Raw genomic sequence first — 21396 nt, forward strand, 5'->3', positions numbered from 1 at the left:
TCTGCTGTTTGTGTTGACCATCCGCGTGTTTTGTTGAATCCTGCATGAAATACAACATTTTCCTCATTATATCGATCCTAATCCAGAATTGTTGTATAAAAGGCAGCATTTCTGCTTCTACAAGCGGATTAGCAGGACAATTCTTGTATTTCGTACAACAATCTTTCGAATAGTCATGAATATAAGAATTCAAGTTGGATAATGTACAACAATTGTGCCTATGCAGCGTGAACGTAAGGATCTCATTTCTTTTCTGCCACTAACAAATCAGGTATTAAAATTAAAAGATTTCGAGTGACAGATAATCGGTAGCCGGTTACTTGAATGTTTACAGTCTAAAGCGCTGTTTATATAGATACTCTTTGTCAGTCTATCCGCTCAACCTATATCGTGAATCCAGAGAACACTTCGCCCTACGGCCGCTGTCCGTCTGCAGATTCCTTGAATTATTCCGCTGTTCACGGTGGAAATCCGCAGATAAAGGCAGACGCTGACGCCGCTATATTCCAAAATGGTTCCCCGCCACGTTCCCTTAGTCTATATACTTTGAGGTTCAACCTATATATGTTAAATCTCTCATTCTCTTAATCTCTAAGTCTATGAGAATCCTTAACCTCTTGTCTAATAGCATCCTAAGTCTCTTAGACTGTTAGACTGTTAGTCTCTTAGCACTCTTAGCACTCTTAGCCTCGTAATCCTTATTCTCACAACCTCACAGCATGTCCGCCGTCAAAAAAGTACAGCCAGACCTCGCTGACCGGCTCGCCCAGAATATCAAGCAGCGCCTTGCTGTACAGCTCCAGCTGGAAGCGGTATTTCTCAGTCAGCGTTTCGAGCCCGCCCTCTTGCACAGGGACGAAATCCGTTTTGTAATCGAGCAGAATAAGCCGGCCTTCCTCCCGGAACAGACAGTCAATCACCCCTTGAATCAGGACGGTCTCATTGAAACTCCCTCTGGCACTGTCAGCCGGGAGTCCCGCTGCCGCTTCATCCAGATATGCAAGTCCCCGGTAAGCCTCGTCTGCAGGAACGCTATAGCTGAAAGGCTGCTCTCTGGTCTTCCAGGAAGACTTAAAGAGTCTGCGGCCCAGTTCACTAGTACAGAAATCCTCTACTTCCCCTAGTTCAACCGCGTCTGCCTGTTCCTTGCTAAGTATGGCTAGCCGTTCAAGCCGAGCAAGTGTAGCCTCGAGAACAGACCGGTCCACCGGCTCATCCAGCGGAATATGCTGCATAACGGTATGATAGGCGGTTCCGCGCTCAGCAGGGGTAAGCCCCCGCTTTTCCATAAATTTCGGGCGCTGCAGATGCAGGCTGTCACCATATCCCGCACCGCCGCTTCTTGTCTTCTGCCCCCCGGGAACATAGGTTTCTTCCAGCAGATCAAGGGAAGGCTGGTCCTGCATGGACAGCAATGCCTTCAGCTCGGTCACCGATGTTTTGGCGGGAATGCCGGAAGCAGCCGCATACGGATAGGTCCACAGCAGCCTGTCTGCTATTTGCCCTGCAGAAGCAGTTGCCAGCGAAGGCACAGTCTCACCACGGCGGAGCGCCTCAAGCGCCATACGGCGTTCTTCGTTCTTGTCACTGTCACCGTCTGCTGCCAGAAAAGATCCGGAGCCCAGCTCCGAAGCGCCGAGCACCGATATGCTCCAGTTGGAATCATCGCCGTGAAGCGCCGTGGATACCGTGCCTTCACTACCTGCAAGCTTGCGCAGAATAGCGGCTGCGGGATGGCGGATCAGCGCCGGTCCCACCCAGTCCAGATAGCTGCGGCCCCGGGCCAGCAGATGGTCTGCCAGGAGCAGCTCCTCCCGGCCCTGCATAGCAGTCCAGCCGGATACCGTGCGCGGCAAATCGCGGACCGTGCCTACCAGGATCATTTTGTCGCGCGGACGGGTCAGTCCGACGTAGAGCACGCGCATCTCCTCAGCCAGCAGCTCCAGCCGTGAACGGCGGTTGATGGCTAGGTAAGGCAGTGTAGGGTAGCTGACCCGCGTCTCCCTCTCCACGAAGCGGGGACCGAAGCCGAGTTCCTTGTGCATCAGGAACGGGGAATGCAGATCCTGCCGATTGAACATTTTGGCCATGCCTGCCAGGAATACAACCGGGAACTCCAGGCCCTTGGACTTGTGGATCGTCATAATCCGGACGCCTCCAGCCTCCTCGCTGCTGCCTCCGGCAACGCCCAGATCGCCGCCGTTCTCTCTCAGCCGTGAGATGAACACGAGGAAGCGGAACAAGCCTCTGGCTGAAGTCTCATTCTCGAACTGAACGGCCCGGTCATACAAAGCCTTCAAATTGTTCTGGCGCTGAAAGCCGCCGGGAAGCCCGCCGACCCATTCCAGATACCCGCTTTCCCGGTAAATACGCCAGATCAGATCGCTTAAGCTCCCCTGCCGGGCGGTGTTTCTCCAGCTCTCCAGCAGATTCAGGAAAATCCGCAGTTTCTCCTGCAGCTGTGGATCAATCTCCGTGCGCGCTGCTGAGTTTTCTGCTTTGGCAGCCATGCCTTCCGGCACGATCTCCTCTTCCCGGGCAAAAAGATCATAAGCCGCTGCAATTTCAGCCGCCGGGTCTCCGCCTGCGGCTCCGTCATGCCCAGCCGGGGTTGCCCCCGCTGCCGCCCGGCCGCCTGATGCCGCAACCAGCGCGTCATAGAACGTTCCGGTGCTGCATAGGCGCACCTTCGCCAGCTCCTCCTCGCGCAGGTTCACCACCGGTGAACGCAGAACACCGGCCAGCGGAATATCCTGGCGGGGATTATCTACAATCTGAAGCAGCGATAAGGCGATCTCCACCTCGGTAGCCTGGAAGTAGCCTTTGTTCTGGTCGCCATATGCCGGAATGCCTTCATTCCGCAGCTCTTCAATCATCAGCGGCGTCCACACACGCGCGGAGCGCAGCAGAATAACGATATCACCGTACACTACCGGACGCATGATCCGCAGTGCCTTATCATAGATCAGCAGCGGTTCCCCGCCGGTCATTCCTGTCATCTGCGAGATGCGCCGGGCAATGGCCCGTGCTTCCAGCTGTGCAGTCTCACTCTCTACTGCCTCATTCTCCTGCTGGGGCAGCTCATCGTCCTCCCCGGGTTCCTCCGGCTGTCCGGATGCAGAAGTCCCCTTATCGATCAGCAGCAGCTCCGGCGCAAAATAAGTATCCGGCCCTTTCTCCACCGCTCCCGGGAAGTTGGCTCCATAGACCAGCTCTGCGCGCTCGTCGTAGCTTATCTCTGCAACATTGCTGTCCATGATCTGCCGGAAAACCATATTTACGGCATTCACAACCTCCAGCCGGCTGCGGAAATTGCGGGCCAGGTCAATGACCGAGCCGCCGCCATTATCGTTCTGCCCGGGACTGGCTTCAGTCCGGGCATCCGCTTCACCGGCAAGCAGGCCGCTGCCGTTACCTTCAGCAGATGGATCAGCGCTGAACCTGCGGTATTTGTCCAGGAACAACCCCGGTTCAGCCAGGCGGAAGCGGTAAATACTCTGCTTCATATCCCCGACCATGAAGCGGTTGCCGGGGAACTCACGGGAGATCAGCCGGACGATCTCCTCCTGTACACTGTTGGTATCCTGATATTCATCCAGCAGCACCTCATCGAACTGGCTGCGGTATTCCATGGCAGCATCCGACGGCAGGGAATGCCCCGGAAGCGAGTCCGGGTGGCGCAGGATCTGCAGGCAGTAATGCTCCAGATCACTGAAATCCACCAGCCCGCGGCCCGCCTTCTCCAGCCGGTAACGTTCACCGAACCCGATAACCGTCTCGGCCAGCTCGCTCATCAGCGGTGCCGCTTCATGGAGTTCACCCAGGAAAGATTCCGCCGGACGCCCAAACAAGGATTTCTGCAGCTCCAGCAGGCTCTTCTTCACTTGATCCCGGGTTGCCTTAACACTCTCCTGCAGGCCGGGATCGGTTGCATCCTTCTTGCAGGGCTTCAGCTTGCCAAAAGAGATTTCCATGAAAATATCATACAGATCAGCCCAGGGCTGCGCTTCTACGGCATCCCGTAATCCCTGCGCCATATCCAGGTCAGCCGTCAGGTTATCCGCATAAGGCGCCGGTCCGCCGGGCTGAAGCGCGATTTCACGGGCCTGCAGCAGCTGGCTGATGGCACCATCCAGCGTCAGCCTGGCTTCGGCGAGAATGCTCTGTACCCAAGGGGTATGGCTCAAGGACTCTGCATCCGGCAGTGAGAAATCAGCAGCCGTATCCCGCAGCCACTGTGCCGGCCAGGGATGGCTGCGTGCGAAATCATGCAGCCGCTGAATCAGCGAATGCACCGCATCGTCACTGCGCTCCCCGCTGAACCAGTCCACGAGCCGGACGAATACGCTATCTTCCCCGTCTTCAGTGACCTCACCGTATTTCTCCTCCATCAGCTCATCGAGCAGCTCCTGGCGCATCATCTCAGCTTCATGCTCATTGAGTATACGGAAGCCCGGATCAATCGGAATCAGCTGATAGTAACGGCGGATGACTTCAAGACAGAAGGAATGCAGCGTCGTAATAGATGCTCTGCCCAGCAGGGCAAGCTGGCGGCGCAGGTATTCGTTCTCACCGCTTGTATCCTCTTCCAGCTTGCGCTCCAGTGCCTCCCGGATCCGCTGCCGCATCTCGGAGGCTGCAGCCTTGGTGAATGTCGCTACCAGCAGCCGGTCCACGCTGAAGCCTGCTTCTTCATTGCTTATTTTGCGGATAATGCGCTCTACGAGTACAGCTGTTTTGCCGGAACCCGCTGCCGCCGCGACGAGAATATCGCTGCCGCTCTCGGCAATGGCGCGCCACTGGTCATCACTCCACAGGCTCCCTTCCGGCTTCGCTTCCGTTACTGGATGTATGCTCACAATTTCTCTCCTCCTTTGCGGGACAGCAGATCCCAGATTACATCTTTGCCGGGCTTGCTCAGATTATTGTAGCCGTTGCCCTCCACAGCCTCGTCGAACTGGCAGACCGGACGGAAGGAGCAGAAGGTACAGGCGGTTTCCTGCTGGATGCGGTAAGGCTGAATGGCCACATCGCCTTCTGTAATACGCGTCCCGATATCCGAAATCGTACTCCGGACTGAAGACAACAGCTGACCCCATTGCTCCGGCGTAGCAACAGACGCACTGCTGTAGAAGCTGCCGTCGCTCTTCAGCGCTACCGGAACAATAGAGGAATATCCTTTGTCGAGTGTGGTATCCATCAGTGAGACCACTTCACGGTCGGCCGTCAGCAGACCTTTCATCTTGAAGCGCTTCATCAGCTCCTGCTCCGCCTGCTCCCGGTTCATTCCGTTGGCTGAGGTCAGCAGCGGATCATGAACATGGAAATAGAGCGCGCCTGCCGGGAGTGCAGCCTGGCCAAGCCATTGCTCGGAATAGGTGAGCAGCACATCAAGATAGGTCAGCATTTGCAGCGACAATCCATAGTAGACCTCATGCAGCTTGAGATCCTTCTGGCTCGATTTGTAGTCGATGACCCGCAGCAGAATACCCTGCTCGCCTTCAGCCATATCCACACGGTCAATCCGGCCGACCACCTCCATTACGCAGCCGTTCGGCAGTGTAATTCTCAGCGGAGGCAGCTCCTTCCCGGGACCGAAATCCAGCTCCAGCCCGACCGGCTCGAAGCTCCCCCTGCGCGAATGCTCACCAAGGATCACCGAAGCGCGGCCGACAATATTCTTCAGCTTGCGCGAGATATAACTGTAACGCTTGCTGCTCATCAGAATTTCGCCCTGCAGCAGCGGAGACAGACGGTCTACTGTCTCGCCCGCCTCACGGCGGCATTCCTCTGCCGTCATGCTGCCCCAGCTGCGGCCCTGGTCCTGCAGCCGCTGCGCCATTTGGCTTAAAGCCGCATGGAACAGCTGCCCGATATCCGGAGCCTGCAGCTTGTAGAGCTGGCGTTCCTTCAGCCTCAGCCCGTATGAGGCGAAATGGGAGAAGGAGCAGGCGACAAATTTCTCCATGCGCGACACGCTGCCGCGCAGTGTGGGGCCGCCATACAGCCGCAGGCTGGTCTCCTGCTTCAGCCTGATCCCTTCGTTGCGGTAGAACAGCGAGCCCAGCAGCCGTTCAAGCTGCAGCTTCACCGGGACTTCTGCCTGCTCATCTGCTGCTGCCAGTTTGTTCAACGCCTTGTCTGCCTGTCTATCCGCTGCAAACCAGTTATAGACATCCCACCACAGTCCCGGAATCTCCACCCCCTGGCGCCACTGCCGGAGCTGAAGCATCAGCATGCGGAGCGTTTGCTCAGGATGGCCGATAAAATTCATGTGGACCGCTTCCGCAGACGCGCTTTCATCAGCTGCCTCCCCTCCCTGGGGGAATCCTGACAGATACTTCTCATCCAGCCCTTCAGGGAACATGCCCTGCAGCTGGCGGATAATCTCCGAGGGCAGCAACGCTTTGCCTTCATCATCAGCCGTTGCGTAACTAATCCACAGCTTCCTGCTGGCAGTCGTAAGCGCATTGTAGATCAGGAAGCGCTCATCCAGCAGCTTGCGGGATGAACCGGGGGCAAGCTCCATACCGGCATTCTCCAGCAGCAGACGCTCTCCCTCGGACAAGATCCCGTCTTCCTTGAACTGTGCCGGAACCACACCTTCATTGAAGCCCAGCAGGAAGGCATACTTCACTCCCGACACCCGCGTACGGTCCATCGTTCCGACCAGCACCTGGTCAAGGGCAGGCGGGACAAGCCCCATCTTGAGCTCAGCCAGCCCTGTTTCCAGTACGCCGGCGAACAGTTCAAATTCCATTCTTTCCTTGCCCATCATCTCGGCAATCTGATCGAGCAGGTCCAGCACAGCACCCCACAGCTGGTTATGCTCACGGGCAGCTTCCGGGCGTCCCTGCTCCAGAGACTCCGCTCCCATCCGTTCCAGCTTGCGCGCCGCCCCTGTGTCCTCAAGCAGCAGATATACTGCCCTGCACAGCTCCAGGCCGCTGCGGCTGGCTTTGACTCTCTGCTCAAAAGCCTGCAGCGGTCCTGTGATCGCGCTCCGGCAGGCTTCCATTCTGGCCAGCATAGCTTCATCTACGGCCTCACTGCCCTCCAGCGAGAGGCGGGGAATGCCTTTCCATGAACGGCCGTCAGTCCACCGGTACCCGTGAATACCGCAGGCCAGCACGTAATTCTCCAGTTCATCCATATTGGCGCGCGTAATACTTCCGTCCGGCGGAAGCAGCAGCTCAGTCTTCACGCAGCGGAACACATCCTCGTAGCGCCAGCGGCGGCGGACTATATCCAGAGCGGAACGGATGAATTCCACCAGCGGATGGTGCAGCTCATTCAGCTTCTGGTCCAGGAAGAACGGAACGCCGAAGTCCTGGAACAGCGGAGCAATCAGCGGCTCATAATCACTCATATTCCGCATGAATACAGCCATCTCACCGTATTTGGCCCCCGAGTCTCTCGCCAGGCTCAGCATCTCGCGCAGCACGCCTTCGACCTCGGTCCGGCGTGAGGCCGCAGCCCGGATACTGACTGCTTCCTCCACTTGCCCGGCTGCTCCATTCCAGCGCATCCGGCGCTGGAATCCGCGCTCCAGATGCGCGAGAGCCGGGCTGTCCTTGAACCTTGGAAGTACAGGCGGAGCCAGAAGCTGATCCCAGACTGTAAGCCCCATCTCCTCTGCCATTCCGCGCAGCTTGATATATGTAACCGCAGCCGGGTGAAACAGCTCCAGCTCATGCGGTGCCTGGCCCGCTTGATAGATCCGGTCCAGGGTCAGGGCAATGGTCACCCCCGAAGCATATTGCATAAGCTCTCGCAGTACGATGAATTCCTGATTGGTAAACCCGTGGAACCCGTCTACCCAAATCTCTGCACCGCGGATATAGCCGGAATGCTGAATATGCTCGGCCAGCTCCGCCAGCCTGTCCTCCTGATCCATGTAGAGCTGCGACATTTCCTGCTCCAGCTCACTGAAGACCAGGTGCAGATCCTCCAGCTTGCCGGCCAGAATCGGGCTTCCTCCCAGGGCATCCCGCATTCTGCCCAGCTGTTCTTCGAGGTCACCGGCTCCAAGGCAGCAGCGCTTGAGCTCCGTGTGCAGACTGCTGAGCCGTTCCACAAATCCGGGCCGGTCCGAAGAAGCGCCGAACAGCTTCAGCTCTTCCTTGCGCCGGTTGACAATCTTATAGATCAGCATCTTCTTGCCTTCTTCGCTGATCGGCAGACTCGCGCTGCCGCCGGTCTCCTGCTTCACCCTGTAGGCCAGCCGCGAGAAGCTGAGTGTCTGGGCGCGGATGCTGCCCTTCACATTACCCGCAGCCAGCAGCCCGCGCTCAGTACCGAATGATCCCTGCTCAGGGACAAGTATAATGATCGGCGCTCCAAGCGGCTCTGTCTTCAGCCGTGAGGATACCGTCTCCCATATTGTAGTTGTCTTGCCGCTGCCCGAGCGTCCGATCAAAAAGTTAACCGTCATTTCAGCAGACTCCTTCCGTAGCGGAGAATTAGAATGCAGGCAGCCCTGCTGCTGCACACACAGAAGCGGATTGCCTGATAAATATCAGAATCTATGAATAATCTCGTCCCAATAGTATAGCATACCTCCGCAGCACGCTCCAGAACGTACGTTTGCCATTGTTTGCAAATGGCTGCAGCTATTTTTCAGGACACGACTACCAAGGGCAACAGCAAAGAAGATTCTCCCGGAGCCATGGTTCGGCTGGTTGGGAGAACCTGGATGGATTGTATGATTACAAGTGAACAAATGGCATCTACTAACGGGTAAAACTCCAATAGAAGGGACATAGTTGGAATAACCCCCAGACTGTTGAGAAAGTCCAATTAAATCAGCAGAGTCACTCCTCTGCTGATTCCAGCTGAATTGCAGGGCAACACTCAGCGCGATTCCTCTGCTTAGTTCATGATCCGCCGGCCTAGGAAGCGGACTGAAATTCCGTTATATGAGCAGATCAGGCGGATTCGCCGGGCAAACAGACTCAGATTCCGCTAAGTGACCAGTCAGAGCTCATATGGAATCCAGCCAGCAACATAACGGAATCCCAGTCCGCTTAAGCCCCATTCTGAGGTTTTTTGGAGAAATAGAGGTTTCTCAGTCCGCTTCACTCTGCTGACGGTTCCCTGCCTATAGTACCCGCAACTTCCCCGTAAGAAAAAAGAGAGCCTCTAAAGTAGAGACTCTCCGTAACAAGCCTTCCGGCTTGAGATAACATCATTATTTGCTGCGCACCTCAAAGATGGCAAACTTCAGATAATGCCCTTCGTCCACGCCGAGGATCTGCGGGTGATCCTTGCCTGCGGCCCGCCACTCGATCAGCCGCAGCACTTTGCCGGCATCCTTGGCCGCTTCCTGAATGGTGTCCAGGAACAGCTGTGGCTGCATATGGTACGAGCAGCTGGCCGTAACCAGATATCCGCCTTCGTTGACCAGCTTCATGCCGTGCAGATTGATGTCCTTGTAGCCGCGGACGGCGCCTGCTACAGCACTTTTGGTCTTGGCAAAAGCGGGCGGATCAAGAATAACGACATCCCAGGTACGTCCGCCGCCAGCAGTCATCGGCTTCGCAGTATCCGCCTTGGCAGCCGGCTTAGCGCCGGGTTTAACCTCTGCCGCCGGACCTGTCGCCCGCTCGGAGCGTTCTTCCAGCCCCTTCACCTGATTACGCAGGTAGGCAAACGCATCATCCACTACAAATTCCACCCGGTCGGTGAATCCGTTGATCTCCACATTGGCTTTCGCACTCTCAATCGCATGCGCGGACACATCAAGGCAGGTTACCTTCTTGGCGCCGTATTTGCAGGCATGCAGGGTGAAGCTGCCGGTGTGTGCGAAGCATTCCAGCACGGTTGCGCCGTCCCAGAACGGGAACGTGACCGGCTTGCCGCTTTTGTTGACCGGCAGCGTCTGGAGCGATCCATCCTCTGCCGCTACCTCCTGCAGCGTAATTCCGCTGCGTCCGCCCCAGCCCTTCATGAGCGGAGCGATGGAGGCTCTGTTCTCGCGCTGATCGAAGAAGTATCCAGTCTTCTGGCCTTCTTCAATATCGACGATAACCTTCAGTCCGTTCTCGCTCACCGTGATGTGGCGCGGGCATTCCCCGTAGAGCACGCCTGTGGTCTGCTCTAAGCCTTCGAGCTCGCGGACGCTGACGTCACTGCGCTCATAAATGCCGCGCGGCGCCATAACCTGTACCAGCGCTTCCACAATCTCGGAGCGGTGCTGATCCATCGCCAGCGTCAGCAGCTGCACGACGAGAACCTCCCCGAAGCGGTCGATGATCAGCCCCGGCAGGAAATCCGCTTCCCCATACACCAGACGGTAAGCATCCGCACCCGGCAGGAAACGCTCCCTGTGCTGCAGAGCGCTTGCGAACCGGCCGGCAAAAAATGCCGTGTCCATCGCCGCAAGCTTACTCTGCGACAGAATTCTTACCCGGATCTGCGAGGCCGGATTGTAATACCCTGTGGCCAGATAACGGCCCTGGTGATTCAGCACATCGACAAGTCCCCCTGCCTGCGGCTCTCCGTCTACCGAGGCCACTTCGCTGGCGTAAACCCACGGATGTCCCTGTTCCAGTCTTTTTTTACGGTTTCGTTCCAGAATTACCGATGCCAATGACTTCAACTCCCTGTTCTTGTTGTTCGATTTGTATACATGTCCCATGCAATGCCTTCATATATTGGTGTACAACCCCCGTCCAAAAAGGAGCCTGTCCTCATGATCCGTGACCTGCTGTTCCCTGTCATTTACGGCCTTGTCATCTTTCTCGCCGGCATGAAGGTGATGGAAGCCTCATTGTCGAGGCTTGCCGGCCCGCTCCTGACCCGGAGTCTGCATAAAGCAACCTCTACGCCGGCCAAAGGCCTGATTGCCAGCAGCCTGCTATCCGCGCTGCTGCAGAGCAGCACGGCCGTAACCGTGCTGACTATCGGTATGGTCAATGCCGGGCTGCTGACGTATGCCCGGACGCTGGGCATTATCCTCGGCAGCAACATCGGCACCTGCCTGACTACAGAGCTGATCAGCCTGCAGATCAGCACCATGGCAGCGCCGCTGCTGGCAGCAGCGCTATGCCTCTGGGCGGCCGCGGTGATGGCCGGCGAGCTATCCCCGCAGGCATGGCGGCTGGTTGAAGCCTGCCGCCGGATCTCGGGGCCGCTGCAGTTCATCTGCCTTGCGGTGGCCGGCTTCGCGCTGGTCCTCTGGGGCATCGCGGTTATGCAGTCGATCGGCCCCGCCCTGGAAGGCAGCGGATTGTTCCGCTGGTTCCTCGGACATGCCGCCACAAGCGCACTGTGGGGGCTGGCAGCTGGTGCCGTGCTGACCGCGATGGTGCACAGCAGCGCGGCGGTGATCGGCATGGCGATGGGCCTCGCGACCAGCGGCGTTATGCCGCCGGAGCTCGGGATCGCCATCGTGCTTGGCGCGAACATCGGCACCTGCGTTACGGCCGTAATTGCCGCCATCGGCAGCACGCCGTCCGGCGTGTTCGTTGCCTGGTCGCATGTGGCGCTCAATGTCGGCGGCGCCCTGCTCTTCCTGCCCTTCATCGGACCGCTGCAGTCACTCTCCGCCTGGATTGGCGGCGGACCTGCCGCACAGCTCGCTCATGCCCAGACCATCTTCAATGTCGTGTGCTCACTCGGGGTACTGCCGCTGTGCTACCTGCCCGTATGGTCCAGGCTGGAGCAGCGGCTTCAGCGCTAAACCGTACCGTCCGGCCAGGATTACAACTGTCTTATTATACTTCAATCCGCCCCGCAGTTCTACGGAAGCTCCACTTCCAGCATCCCCCTCAGAAAATACTATAAAACCGCGAGCCGTCATAAAAAGTAATAATCGTCGCGGCTGCGGCTATCCCCACCATCAGACACAGCGCAGCATAATCGCTGCGGGTAAACGGCCGGGCCTGGTACCAGGTCCGCCCCCGGCCTGTTCCGAAGCCGCGCAGCTCCATCGCAGTGCTGATCTTCTCAATCCGCTCGATACTGGTCAGAATCAGCGGGAGCAGAATCGATACGATGTTCTTCAGCCGCTTAGGCAGCTTCTCCTTGCGGGAGATATCAATTCCCCGCGCCTGTGCCGAGAAGGAGATATTCTCATAATCCTGCTGGATATCGGGGATATAGCGCAAGGCCAGCGAAACGGAATATGCGATCTTGTAATTGACCCCGACCCGGTTCAGCGAAGCGGCGAATTCGCTCGGATCTGTCGTGAGCAGGAACAGCAGCGCCATCGGAATCACGACCGCATACTTCAGAGCGATATTGAATTGATAGAACAGCTGCTCCGCCGTCAAGGTGTAACGTCCGGCCAGATGGAGCAGATCATGCCGGGTGCCGTAGATGCGTGTACCTTCCAGCGGTGAGAAGGCAAAGATCGCGATATGATTCAGCAGAAAGAAGATCAGAATGAAATAGAGCACGAAGGCATAGTCCTGAAACCGGACCCGCGAAATCCGGAATACGGCCAGGCTGAAGAGCAGCATCAGCAGCAGGCAGCGGGTATCGTAGGTAATCATGGCAGAGACCGACCAGACGGCGAATATAATCAGCTTCGTCGCCCCCGTCAGCCGGTGCACCGGAGAATCCTGTTTGGTATAGGTTAGCATCTTAGCCTTCATCCGCGCCGGTTCCCCCTGTCACATTCGATAAACCGCCGGACAAATTCCACCGGCTGGTCAATCCCCGCCTTCACTGCCAGTGTAAACAGTGAAGTCTCCTTCAGATTGGCGCTGCCCACAATATTCCTGTCGGTCAGAATCACTTCCGGCCGGGCATCAGCCAGCTTCCTGCCCTCCGCCAGCACAATTGTCCGCTCTGCGTACTCCAGCATCAGGTGCATGTCATGCGTAATCATGATTACCGTAATCCCGGTGCTGCCAAGTCCGCGCAGAAACTCCATAATCTCGTTATAGTGCCGGTAATCCTGTCCGGCGGTGGGTTCATCCAGAATGAGCACCTCCGGCTCCAGCACCAGGATGGAAGCAATGGTCACCCGTTTCTTCTGCCCGTAGCTGAGCGCTGAAACCGGCCATTCGCGGAATTCATACAGCCCGCAAATCCGGAGTACCCTATGTACCCTCTCGCGGATCTCTTCTTCCGCGAAGCCCCGCAGCTTAATTCCCAGGGCAATCTCGTCATAGAGCAGCGTCATGGAGATCATATGATTGGGATTCTGCATCACGAAGCCGATATGCTCTGCCCGCTCCTTGATCGTATCCGCTGCCAGATCACGCCCGTTCAGCAGAATACTTCCCGCTGACGGCCGGTAGAACCCGCAAATCAGCTTCGACACCGTTGATTTGCCCGCACCGTTCCTCCCGGCAATGCAGAGCATCTCGCCGCGGCGGACGCTGAAAGACAGTCCCTGCAGCACCGGAGCCTGCTTGTCATAGCCAAAGGTAAGATCCCGCAGCTCAAGCAGCACAGGTGCCGCTTCCGCCTCCTGCGGTACTTCACTGGCCTCATACCAGGCGCGGAGCTTGGCGGCTCCTGTCTCTAGCTTAATCCCGTTCAGATGCTGCGGGTTCATCTCCGGCGTAATCTCGCAGCCGGCATATTTAAGAGCGGTAAGATACAGCGGCTCCCGGATACCTGACTCCGCAAGCAGCCCAGAGCTCAGCAGCTCGGCGGCCGGCAGATCCGCCGCAATGACTCCTTCATTCATGACAATGATCCGGTCCACCGGACGGTGCAGCACTTCCTCCAGCCGGTGCTCAATGATAATGACCGTATTGCCGGTCTCACGCTGCAACCGGTCGATCAGCTCAATCGCCCCGGTTCCCGTATAGGGATCAAGACTGGCCAGCGGCTCATCGAACAGCAGGACATCCACATTGCTGACCAGCACCCCGGCCAGCATGGTCTTCTGCTTCTGTCCGCCGGACAGCTCCTGCGGAGAAGCTGCCAGCAGCTCCTGAATATCGACCGCTCTTGCCGCAGCTTCCACCCGCTCATGCATCTCCCGCACCGGAACCGCTGCGTTCTCCAGACTGAAGGCAATATCCTCGCCTACGGTCAGGCCGACAAACTGCCCGTCAGGGTCCTGCAGCACAGTCCCCACCACCTCTGACAAGCCGGCAATTCCCAGCTCCTTCGTATCTCTCCCCTTAACGGTCAAGGTGCCGCTTGTTTCGCCTGGATACGCAAACGGAATCAGGCCATTGATGCAATGGGCCAGGGTGCTTTTGCCTGACCCGGAGGGCCCGACAATCAGAATCTTCTCGCCTTCATGAATTTTCAGATTGATCTTATGCAGTGTAGGTTCCTGCTGGGCCCGGTATTTAAAGGTGAAATCGGTGAATTCTATAACCGTTTTGCTCATGGGTAACCTTCCTCATATGCTGATTTACGTATCATAACTGACCCGCTCAAACAGAAAGGCCGGTGACGGGCACCGGCCTTTCTGTTTGAATTATATATTATTGCAGTCTTTTCAGGCTACCCTGTTTCGTTCTCGTCTTGGAGTAGGCTACAGCGAGCAGTGTTCCGATGACCGCCACCGTTACGATGTTGGACGCCCCGGCGATCAGCCCCTGGGTGAAGACCTTGTTAGCCGGTTCCGCATAGATGAGAATGTCCAGCACCGGCGCTACTACGAACCACGCAATGGCATTGGCGACAATCTGCGCTAAATTGAAGGCAATGATCTCTTTCCGGCCAAACTCACCGTCCCTGATCGCTATTCTGGCTGCCAGCAGCCCGATAATCAGCCCGACGAGTCCCGAGGAGATGACCCAGCTGAACCAAGGCGAACCGTAGAAGATCGCATCCTTCAGTGTGTGCCCGATCAGTCCGATGAAGAGTCCGGCAACCGGTCCGTATAGCAGCGCAAACAGCGCCAGAAGTGCGTATGTAGTCTCAATGTTGGTATTCGGGATACCCGAAGGAATGGAACCGAACCTCCCCAGTATTACGAATAACGGCGAACCGATGCCGATTGCCACAATTGTTTGAATGGATAATGCCTTGTGCTTAGCCACCTGCTTCATCTCCCTTAATGGACTTTATAATATGCTTTTCCGAATTATACATCGGTTTACTTGGGATTACTATAGGGGAGAGCAAATTAATATCCGAATCCGTTATACGACAAAAGACCTGAACACCGCCGTAGAGGCAAATGTTCAGGTCTGATGATTATGCTTAAGGATAGCAGGCATTACTGTACTATTTCACAGTAACTGATACTGTCACTGTCTTCGTGCCCAGCTTGCCTTTAACCGATGTTGTTCCTTTGCTTACCGCTGTAATCTGCCCGGAGGAATTCACTTTAGCCACAGAAGGCTTGGAACTGGTCCAGACTACGCTTCCTGTGACAACTGCGCTCTTGCCCGTATCATACAATGCGGTTACAACTACGCTTTTGCCTGCACCCGGTGCAAGGCTCAGCTTATTCTCACTGACCGTAATCTTCATTAGCTTCGGCACCACTGAGATTTTGACGGTGGCAGGAATCCCCTGGTAGGAACCGCTCAAGGTTACTGTACCTTCCGTAATCGCTTTGACCGACGTTCCCTTCACAGAAGCAACTTCCGGATTTGACGATACCCAGTTCATTCCGCCCGAGAAGTTCGCAGTTTTGCCGTTCGAGAAATATCCGGTGACCTTAATCGTTTTGGAGCCTTTGATATTCATCTCAAGCACAGCCGGTTCTACGACGAGCTTCACAACCTTCTGCTCAATCGTTACCGGAACACTGATCGTCTTATTGGAATATGTTCCTTTGAGTGTTGCCGAGCCTTTGACCAGACCTTTAATGGTCTTGGCAGCTGCCGATTGCTTGAGAACCGCGTTGCTTCCGCCCAGTTCCCAGACAATGGTGTCTGTTACATCGAGCTCATCACCGTTCTCCAGTACGGCCTGAACCGCCGGGAGCGGCGTTTCTTCACCGATGACCAGCCCCAGTGCATCTTCCGGTCCAATCAGAACAAGCACTTTATTCTTAACTGTAACTTTGAGCTCAACCGTCTTGGAGCGGATCGCAGTCGCAGAACCTGCAGTTACTGCACCTGCTTTGATCTTGCCTGTCAGGGTAGCCGTACCTGCCTTGCCGCCGGTAAGCTTCCCGTCCTTAATCGAGACAATCTCTTCATTCGCCGAGGTCCACTCGATTTCATCGCTGATATCCAGCTTGGTTCCGTCATATTTCGTTCCGCTTACCTTCGGCAGGCTGACGGAGTCTGCTGTGTATATTTCCTGTTCAGTCTTCTCTAGGGTCAGCTCAGTCAGGGTTGGATAGACCGTTACCTTGAAGGTTTTGCTGATTCCGAGGTGATCTGCTTTGATGACAGAAGACCCTACCGCTTTGCCTGTTACTGTAGCAAAAGCATTGCTGGCATCGGTAACATTGGCAGCTACCGTAGCCGCCATCAGGTTGTCGGAGGTCCAGGTTGCCGCTGCCGTTTCATTGGTGGTCGAATTCACTGCATTACGCATGGAAGCCGTCACGTTGAGGCTTTCGCCCAGGAACAGGGATTGATCCCCTGTAGGATTCAGCAGCAGCGCTTCATAAGGTGCACGCACATACACATCCACCGACTGGGTAACTCCGAGGTAACTGGCAGTGATAACCGCTTTGCCGACTCCAAGTATAGTAATCTTACCTTCATCTACTTTAGCAACACTTTCAGCCGAGCTGCTCCAGTCCACATCAGCATTGGCTATGGTGGATTCCGTACTCTCCGCAGTCGCTTTCGTCTTGGCGGTCAGTTGTACCGGATCGTCACCAACCAGCATTTCCAGCTCTTTGACAACCGTCCCGTTTTTGTCTTTCAGTTCAATTGCCGAATAAGGAAGCTCCACAACTGCCTTGAAAGTCTCAGTTAATCCCTTGTACTTGGCAGTAACTGTCGCCGTTCCTTCGCCTACCAGCGTAATCTTACCCGCTGTAATTGTCAGTACGCCTGAATTCGAGCTGCTCCAGTCGGCGTCCTTCGTCACATCTTTCTCTTCAGTGGCTGATTCGCCGCCCTTGGCCGTTGCGGTAACTAGGAGTGAGGCTTCTTTGTCTCCTAGTTTGTAGCTGCCCTCCGTGCTGCGTTTCAGTGTAAGATCTTTATACGGATACGTAACAGATACCTCAACAGTATCTACCGCATTATTACTGTAAGTAGCTGTAATCATTGCCGTCCCGTAAGTAAGCGGCTTGATCTGACCGTTAATTACGCTGACAACTTCATTCTTGGAGGAGGTCCATGTGGCGGATGCCGTCACATCCCTCTTGGAAGAAGAGCCTTCTACATTGGCATATACCTTAAGCTGCTTCGGTGTCTGGCCAACGGTTAGCTCTATTTTGTCAGAGCTGTCGATTTCAATAGAGTTGATGTCTCCAGCAGCGGCAAAGACGTTTACCGGAAAAGCTGCAGCAACGAGCAATATCATAATGAGGAGCGTTTTTGTCATTTTCCTGTACACGGTCATCTGTTCTCTCCTTAGACGGTCTTATTATCGGTGGCCTTTTGCCACACTCTTCCACTATATCGACAATTAGAGCCCAAGTCTTTACCCTATTTTCAGTTAATTTTCAGTTTAGGCCGAATTCAGGTCTTTATAACTATAAAATCAGTGCTCTGTATCTGTACATTCAGCTCTGGTTAGCAACCGCCTAAGGTAGTATATAAAATACCTAATTTGTACCATTGTCTGAAATTTACATTTTCGATATGGTATTTTATAACATCCTCTTTCTATGTTTATACCTCATCCAGCTTTCCTTCATCGAGAAACCGCTTTGCTTCCTATAACAATGTATTTCACTTGATGATTTAGTAGATTTGCAATTGAGTTGAGTAACCGTATTGCTATTGCCGATAAAAATGCAGAGGAGGATTATCATGAAGCGGCTTGCTCAACTGGATTCCATACGCGGACTGGCCTCACTATCTGTAGTGCTTCATCATCTGTGGCAGTCTGCTCCGGTATTGCCGGCTGTATTCTATTATTCCCCGGCCCGGATATTCATCGGCGGCCATCAGGCCGTCATTCTCTTCTTCATCCTTAGCGGCTTCGTGCTCGCTCTCCCGTTCCTGGGCGGCAAAACTGCCTCATATTCCGCCTTCATCATCAAACGGATCTGCCGGATCTATCTCCCCTATCTAGTGGCCCTGATCCTTGCGATCATTGCCGCCAGCCTGCTGCATAACAAGTCAGAGAGTCAGGTAGGTTCATTCTTCTACTTCTTCTGGCAGAGCGGGTTCAGCCTCCGGCTGATCGCCGAGCATCTGACGCTGCTCACCAACTTCAATACCAACGCCTACAATACCGTCATCTGGTCTCTGCTCCATGAGATGCGGATCTCCCTGATTTTCCCGCTGTTAATGATCCTAGTGCTCAGGCGCGGCCTGGTGTTCAATCTCCTCATCTGCCTCCTGCTGAACATGGCCAGCGCAGCCAATGATATCTTCGGCCTGGAGTCCAGCAGAGGATTTCACACTTCATATTTTGACACCGTCTATTACACCTCGTTCTTCATCATCGGCGCCCTGCTGGCCAAGCACAGGGCAGAACTGATGAGCCTCTGCCAGCGTGCCGGACAGCTGTACAAGGCGGCCGGCCTGGCCGCAGCCATCCTGCTCTATGCCTACTCCCGTTTCATCTCCGACAAAATCCATCTGCCGTTCAACCGCGTTATCGACGACTATGGGATCACTCTGGCTGTGGCTTTCTTCATCATCCTGGCACTTACTTCAGTGCAGCTGATCAAGCTGCTCTCTCTGAACTTCATCAGCTTCCTTGGTAAAATCTCATACAGTCTCTATCTCTACCATTTCATCGTGTTCCTCACTCTGGCCTATACCATCCAGCCTTATATTCCCTACTGGCTGTTCGGCCTGCTTACACTGGCTCTTAGCATTCTGGCGGCTACAGCAAGCTATTATGCGGTGGAGAAGCCGGCTATGGCTCTCGGACGGCATCTCAGCAGCTATGTCACCAGACCCCGGACGGGACGTTCCGCGCTGCACAAGGGTCCTGAAGCTGAGGCTGTGACGCAGCAGATCTGATTCTTTGATACCGGCGGGCGGTTAGCCAGTAGACTTATCCGCAATAGATCAGGAAGCCAAAAAAGGGGAGCCCTTAGAGCCGTTACCGGCTCTTGGAGGCGTCCCCTTGGTGTTGTTTATACTTGCGTATAGCTGTCCTTGCGTACGCTTACGCGCGGCGCGGTTCGGCTGTGGCTCTGCTCACACTGACAAGCTCACCGCGGCATTCGTTCACACCAGCTTCAGTCACCTTCACCTCGCAGAGCTCACCCTGCAGCGAGTCATCACCGCTGAAGAGAATCTGCAGATAGTTGTCGCTGAAGCCGTGCTGAATACTGCGTCCCGGTGATCCCTTGGCTGAACGCTCAGGAATGACGGACAGAGTTCTGCCGACGAATTTCCGGGCATAAGCCAGCTGCATCTCCTCAGAGAGGTCGATCAGCTTCTGGACACGTTCGTTCTTGATCTCTTCATCCACTTGGTTCAGCATCCGTGCAGCAGGCGTGCCGGTCCGCTTGGAATACGGGAACACATGCATCTCGGAATAGTTGACCGCCTTCATGAAGTCATAACCGGCGCGGAACATCTCCTCGGTCTCGCCCGGGAAGCCGACAATAACGTCGGTTGTAATGCCTACATCCGGCATCGCCTGGCGGATCAGCTGCATTTTGGCATAATACTCTTCGGTCGTATATTTACGGCGCATCGCCTTCAGCACGTCGTTATGTCCGGCCTGCAGCGGAATATGCAGATGGCGGCACATCTTGGAGCTGCGGTTCAGCACCTCAAGCAGCTTCTCATCAATCTGGCTGGCTTCAATCGAGCTGATGCGTACCCGTTCCAGGCCATCAACCTGATCCAGCTCCCACAGCAGATCAGCCAGACGGTAGTTGTCCAGATCATCGCCGTATCCCCCGGTATGGATACCGGTCAGCACAAATTCCTTATATCCGGCTTCCACAAGCTGATGCGCCTGGGCGACAATCGATTTCGGATCCCGGCTGCGCGACAGGCCGCGCGACCAGGGAATGATGCAGAAGGTGCAGAAGTTGTTGCAGCCGTCCTGAATTTTCATGAACGCGCGCGTCCGGTCAGCGAATCCGGGAACGTCCAGCTCCTCGAACTCCCGGGTCTTCATAATGTTGCGGACCGCATTCACAGGCTGGCGCGATTCCTGGATATTCTTCACATGGGTCATGATCTGCTCACGGTCCTGGTTGCCGATGACCAGATCGACGCCGGGAATGTCGAGAATCTCTCCGGGTGAAGTCTGCGCATAGCAGCCGGTTACAGCGACGATCGCTTCAGGATTGCGGCGCACGGCACGGCGGATCATTTGCCGGCTTTTTTTGTCGCCCGTATTGGTCACCGTGCAGGTGTTAATCAGGTAGACATCGGCGGAACCTTCGAAATCAACCTGCTCGTAACCTTCATTTTTGAATAGCTGCCAGATCGCTTCAGTGTCATAGAAATTGACTTTACAACCTAAAGTATAAAATGCTACGGATGGCATTGTTTAAGCTCCCCCCATTTCTCCGGATTCATATAGAATGCAGGCGGCGGCGACCATGCCTGCGGTTTCACAGCGCAGAATGCGCGCTCCCAGACCGACGGATACTGCGCCGGCCTCTTCGGCCGCGCGGCATTCCTCCGGACTGAAGCCGCCCTCCGGGCCGACTACAATCATTACCTTGGCAGTTGAATCCTGCGCAAGCGAGGACAGCCAAGGCGCGGCTGCGCTGCGGAGCTGCAGCCCTTCTTCTTTTTCATAACAGAAATACACCGCGTCATACTCACTGAAGCTCTTCAGCAGCAGCTTCCAGCTCAGCGGCGAATGCACCTCCGGAACGATATTCCGGTGCGCCTGCTCGGCAGCTTCCTTGCAGATCTTGCGCCAGCGCTCTACCCGCTTGCTCTCCTTGCGCTCATCATACTGCACAATCGTCCGCTCGGAGAGGAACGGGGTGAAGGCAACCGCACCAATCTCGGTACATTTCTGGATTACAGTCTCCAGCTTGTCCCCCTTCGGCAGGCTCTGGGCTACAGTAATCTTGATTCGCGGCTCGTGGGTCATGGCCAGATTCTCCAGTATGGTCACGGTTACGAAGCCAATCTCTATTTCAGCGATCTCAGCCAGTGCCTCACGGGAAACGCCGTCGCTGACGATCAGCGTATCCCCCGCCTTACCGCGCATCACCTTGGCAATATGCCGGGCATCTTCGCCGTCAATGCTTACCTTGTCTTGGCCGAACTGCGCCGGTGTTACGAAATAACGCTGCATCTTTTATCATCATCCTGTCTCTTATTCAGCGTAAAAGCGGCGGCGTTCCCGTCTAATCAGGTCCCGGCCGCCGCTTCACATACATGATCAAACCTCGAAAAAATACCACATTATATTGTACAACGTTTAGAGCTGCATGAACATCCCTCAATCTGA

General features: G+C 55.5%; 12 protein-coding genes. 3 read left to right on the forward strand and 9 right to left on the reverse strand.

Annotated elements, in window-relative coordinates; translation table 11 throughout:
* Positions 1-704 precede the first annotated feature (704 nt).
* Both PBOR_RS26445 and addB read right to left on the reverse strand, forming a co-directional pair.
* Complete coding sequence (locus PBOR_RS26445; RefSeq protein ID WP_042216820.1) at positions 705-4859, reverse strand: UvrD-helicase domain-containing protein; 4155 nt, start codon at positions 4857-4859, stop codon at positions 705-707.
* Positions 4856-8434, reverse strand: a complete 3579-nt coding sequence (addB, locus tag PBOR_RS26450) for a helicase-exonuclease AddAB subunit AddB (RefSeq protein WP_042216821.1) — start codon at positions 8432-8434, stop codon at positions 4856-4858. Before addB ends, PBOR_RS26445 begins: the two co-directional genes overlap by 4 nt.
* A 168-nt stretch (positions 8435-8602) precedes the next feature.
* On the opposite strand from addB, the gene PBOR_RS37785 reads away from it, so the two are divergent.
* Entirely contained in the window at positions 8603-8743 is a 141-nt protein-coding gene (locus PBOR_RS37785) for a hypothetical protein (protein WP_157764133.1), read from the forward strand.
* Between the two features lie 447 nt (positions 8744-9190).
* On the opposite strand, the gene PBOR_RS26455 is transcribed toward PBOR_RS37785, so the two are convergent.
* Positions 9191-10591, reverse strand: a complete 1401-nt coding sequence (locus PBOR_RS26455) for a class I SAM-dependent rRNA methyltransferase (RefSeq protein WP_042219967.1) — start codon at positions 10589-10591, stop codon at positions 9191-9193.
* A 102-nt stretch (positions 10592-10693) separates the two neighbouring features.
* On the opposite strand from PBOR_RS26455, the gene PBOR_RS26460 reads away from it, so the two are divergent.
* Positions 10694-11683, forward strand: coding sequence for a Na/Pi cotransporter family protein (locus PBOR_RS26460; RefSeq protein WP_042216824.1), 990 nt, complete (start codon positions 10694-10696; stop codon positions 11681-11683).
* A gap of 88 nt (positions 11684-11771) precedes the next feature.
* Here the strand turns inward: PBOR_RS26460 and PBOR_RS26465 are convergent, their stop codons facing one another.
* The 4 genes from PBOR_RS26465 to PBOR_RS26480 all read right to left on the reverse strand — a co-directional run bounded on the left by PBOR_RS26465 (position 11772) and on the right by PBOR_RS26480 (position 17361).
* Positions 11772-12599 (reverse strand): energy-coupling factor transporter transmembrane component T family protein, encoded by an 828-nt coding sequence (locus tag PBOR_RS26465; RefSeq protein WP_042216826.1) that lies wholly within the window; start codon positions 12597-12599, stop codon positions 11772-11774.
* Positions 12596-14302, reverse strand: a complete 1707-nt coding sequence (locus PBOR_RS26470; protein WP_042216829.1) for an ABC transporter ATP-binding protein — start codon at positions 14300-14302, stop codon at positions 12596-12598. The genes PBOR_RS26465 and PBOR_RS26470 overlap by 4 nt, the downstream gene beginning before the upstream one ends.
* 97 nt (positions 14303-14399) lie before the next feature.
* The gene (locus tag PBOR_RS26475; RefSeq protein ID WP_042216832.1) at positions 14400-14969 is read right to left on the reverse strand and encodes an ECF-type riboflavin transporter substrate-binding protein; all 570 of its coding nucleotides are present in this window, start codon (positions 14967-14969) and stop codon (positions 14400-14402) included.
* A 178-nt stretch (positions 14970-15147) separates the two neighbouring features.
* Positions 15148-17361 carry an Ig-like domain-containing protein gene (locus tag PBOR_RS26480; protein ID WP_245647920.1) on the reverse strand — a complete coding sequence of 738 codons (2214 nt, stop codon included), beginning with the start codon at positions 17359-17361 and terminating at the stop codon, positions 15148-15150.
* A gap of 452 nt (positions 17362-17813) precedes the next feature.
* On the opposite strand from PBOR_RS26480, the gene PBOR_RS26485 reads away from it, so the two are divergent.
* On the forward strand, positions 17814-18980 hold the full coding sequence (locus tag PBOR_RS26485) for an acyltransferase family protein (protein ID WP_052429643.1): 1167 nt from the start codon (positions 17814-17816) through the stop codon (positions 18978-18980).
* Between the two features lie 148 nt (positions 18981-19128).
* On the opposite strand, the gene mtaB is transcribed toward PBOR_RS26485, so the two are convergent.
* Together mtaB and PBOR_RS26495 are read right to left on the reverse strand one after the other, a co-directional pair.
* Entirely contained in the window at positions 19129-20472 is a 1344-nt protein-coding gene (gene mtaB / locus PBOR_RS26490; RefSeq protein ID WP_042216836.1) for a tRNA (N(6)-L-threonylcarbamoyladenosine(37)-C(2))-methylthiotransferase MtaB, read from the reverse strand.
* A gap of 3 nt (positions 20473-20475) precedes the next feature.
* The gene (locus tag PBOR_RS26495) at positions 20476-21240 is read right to left on the reverse strand and encodes an RsmE family RNA methyltransferase (RefSeq protein ID WP_042216839.1); all 765 of its coding nucleotides are present in this window, start codon (positions 21238-21240) and stop codon (positions 20476-20478) included.
* Between the last annotated feature and the right edge of the window lie 156 nt (positions 21241-21396).

Source organism: Paenibacillus borealis (assembly GCF_000758665.1).
Taxonomy (GTDB): domain Bacteria; phylum Bacillota; class Bacilli; order Paenibacillales; family Paenibacillaceae; genus Paenibacillus_AQ; species Paenibacillus_AQ borealis.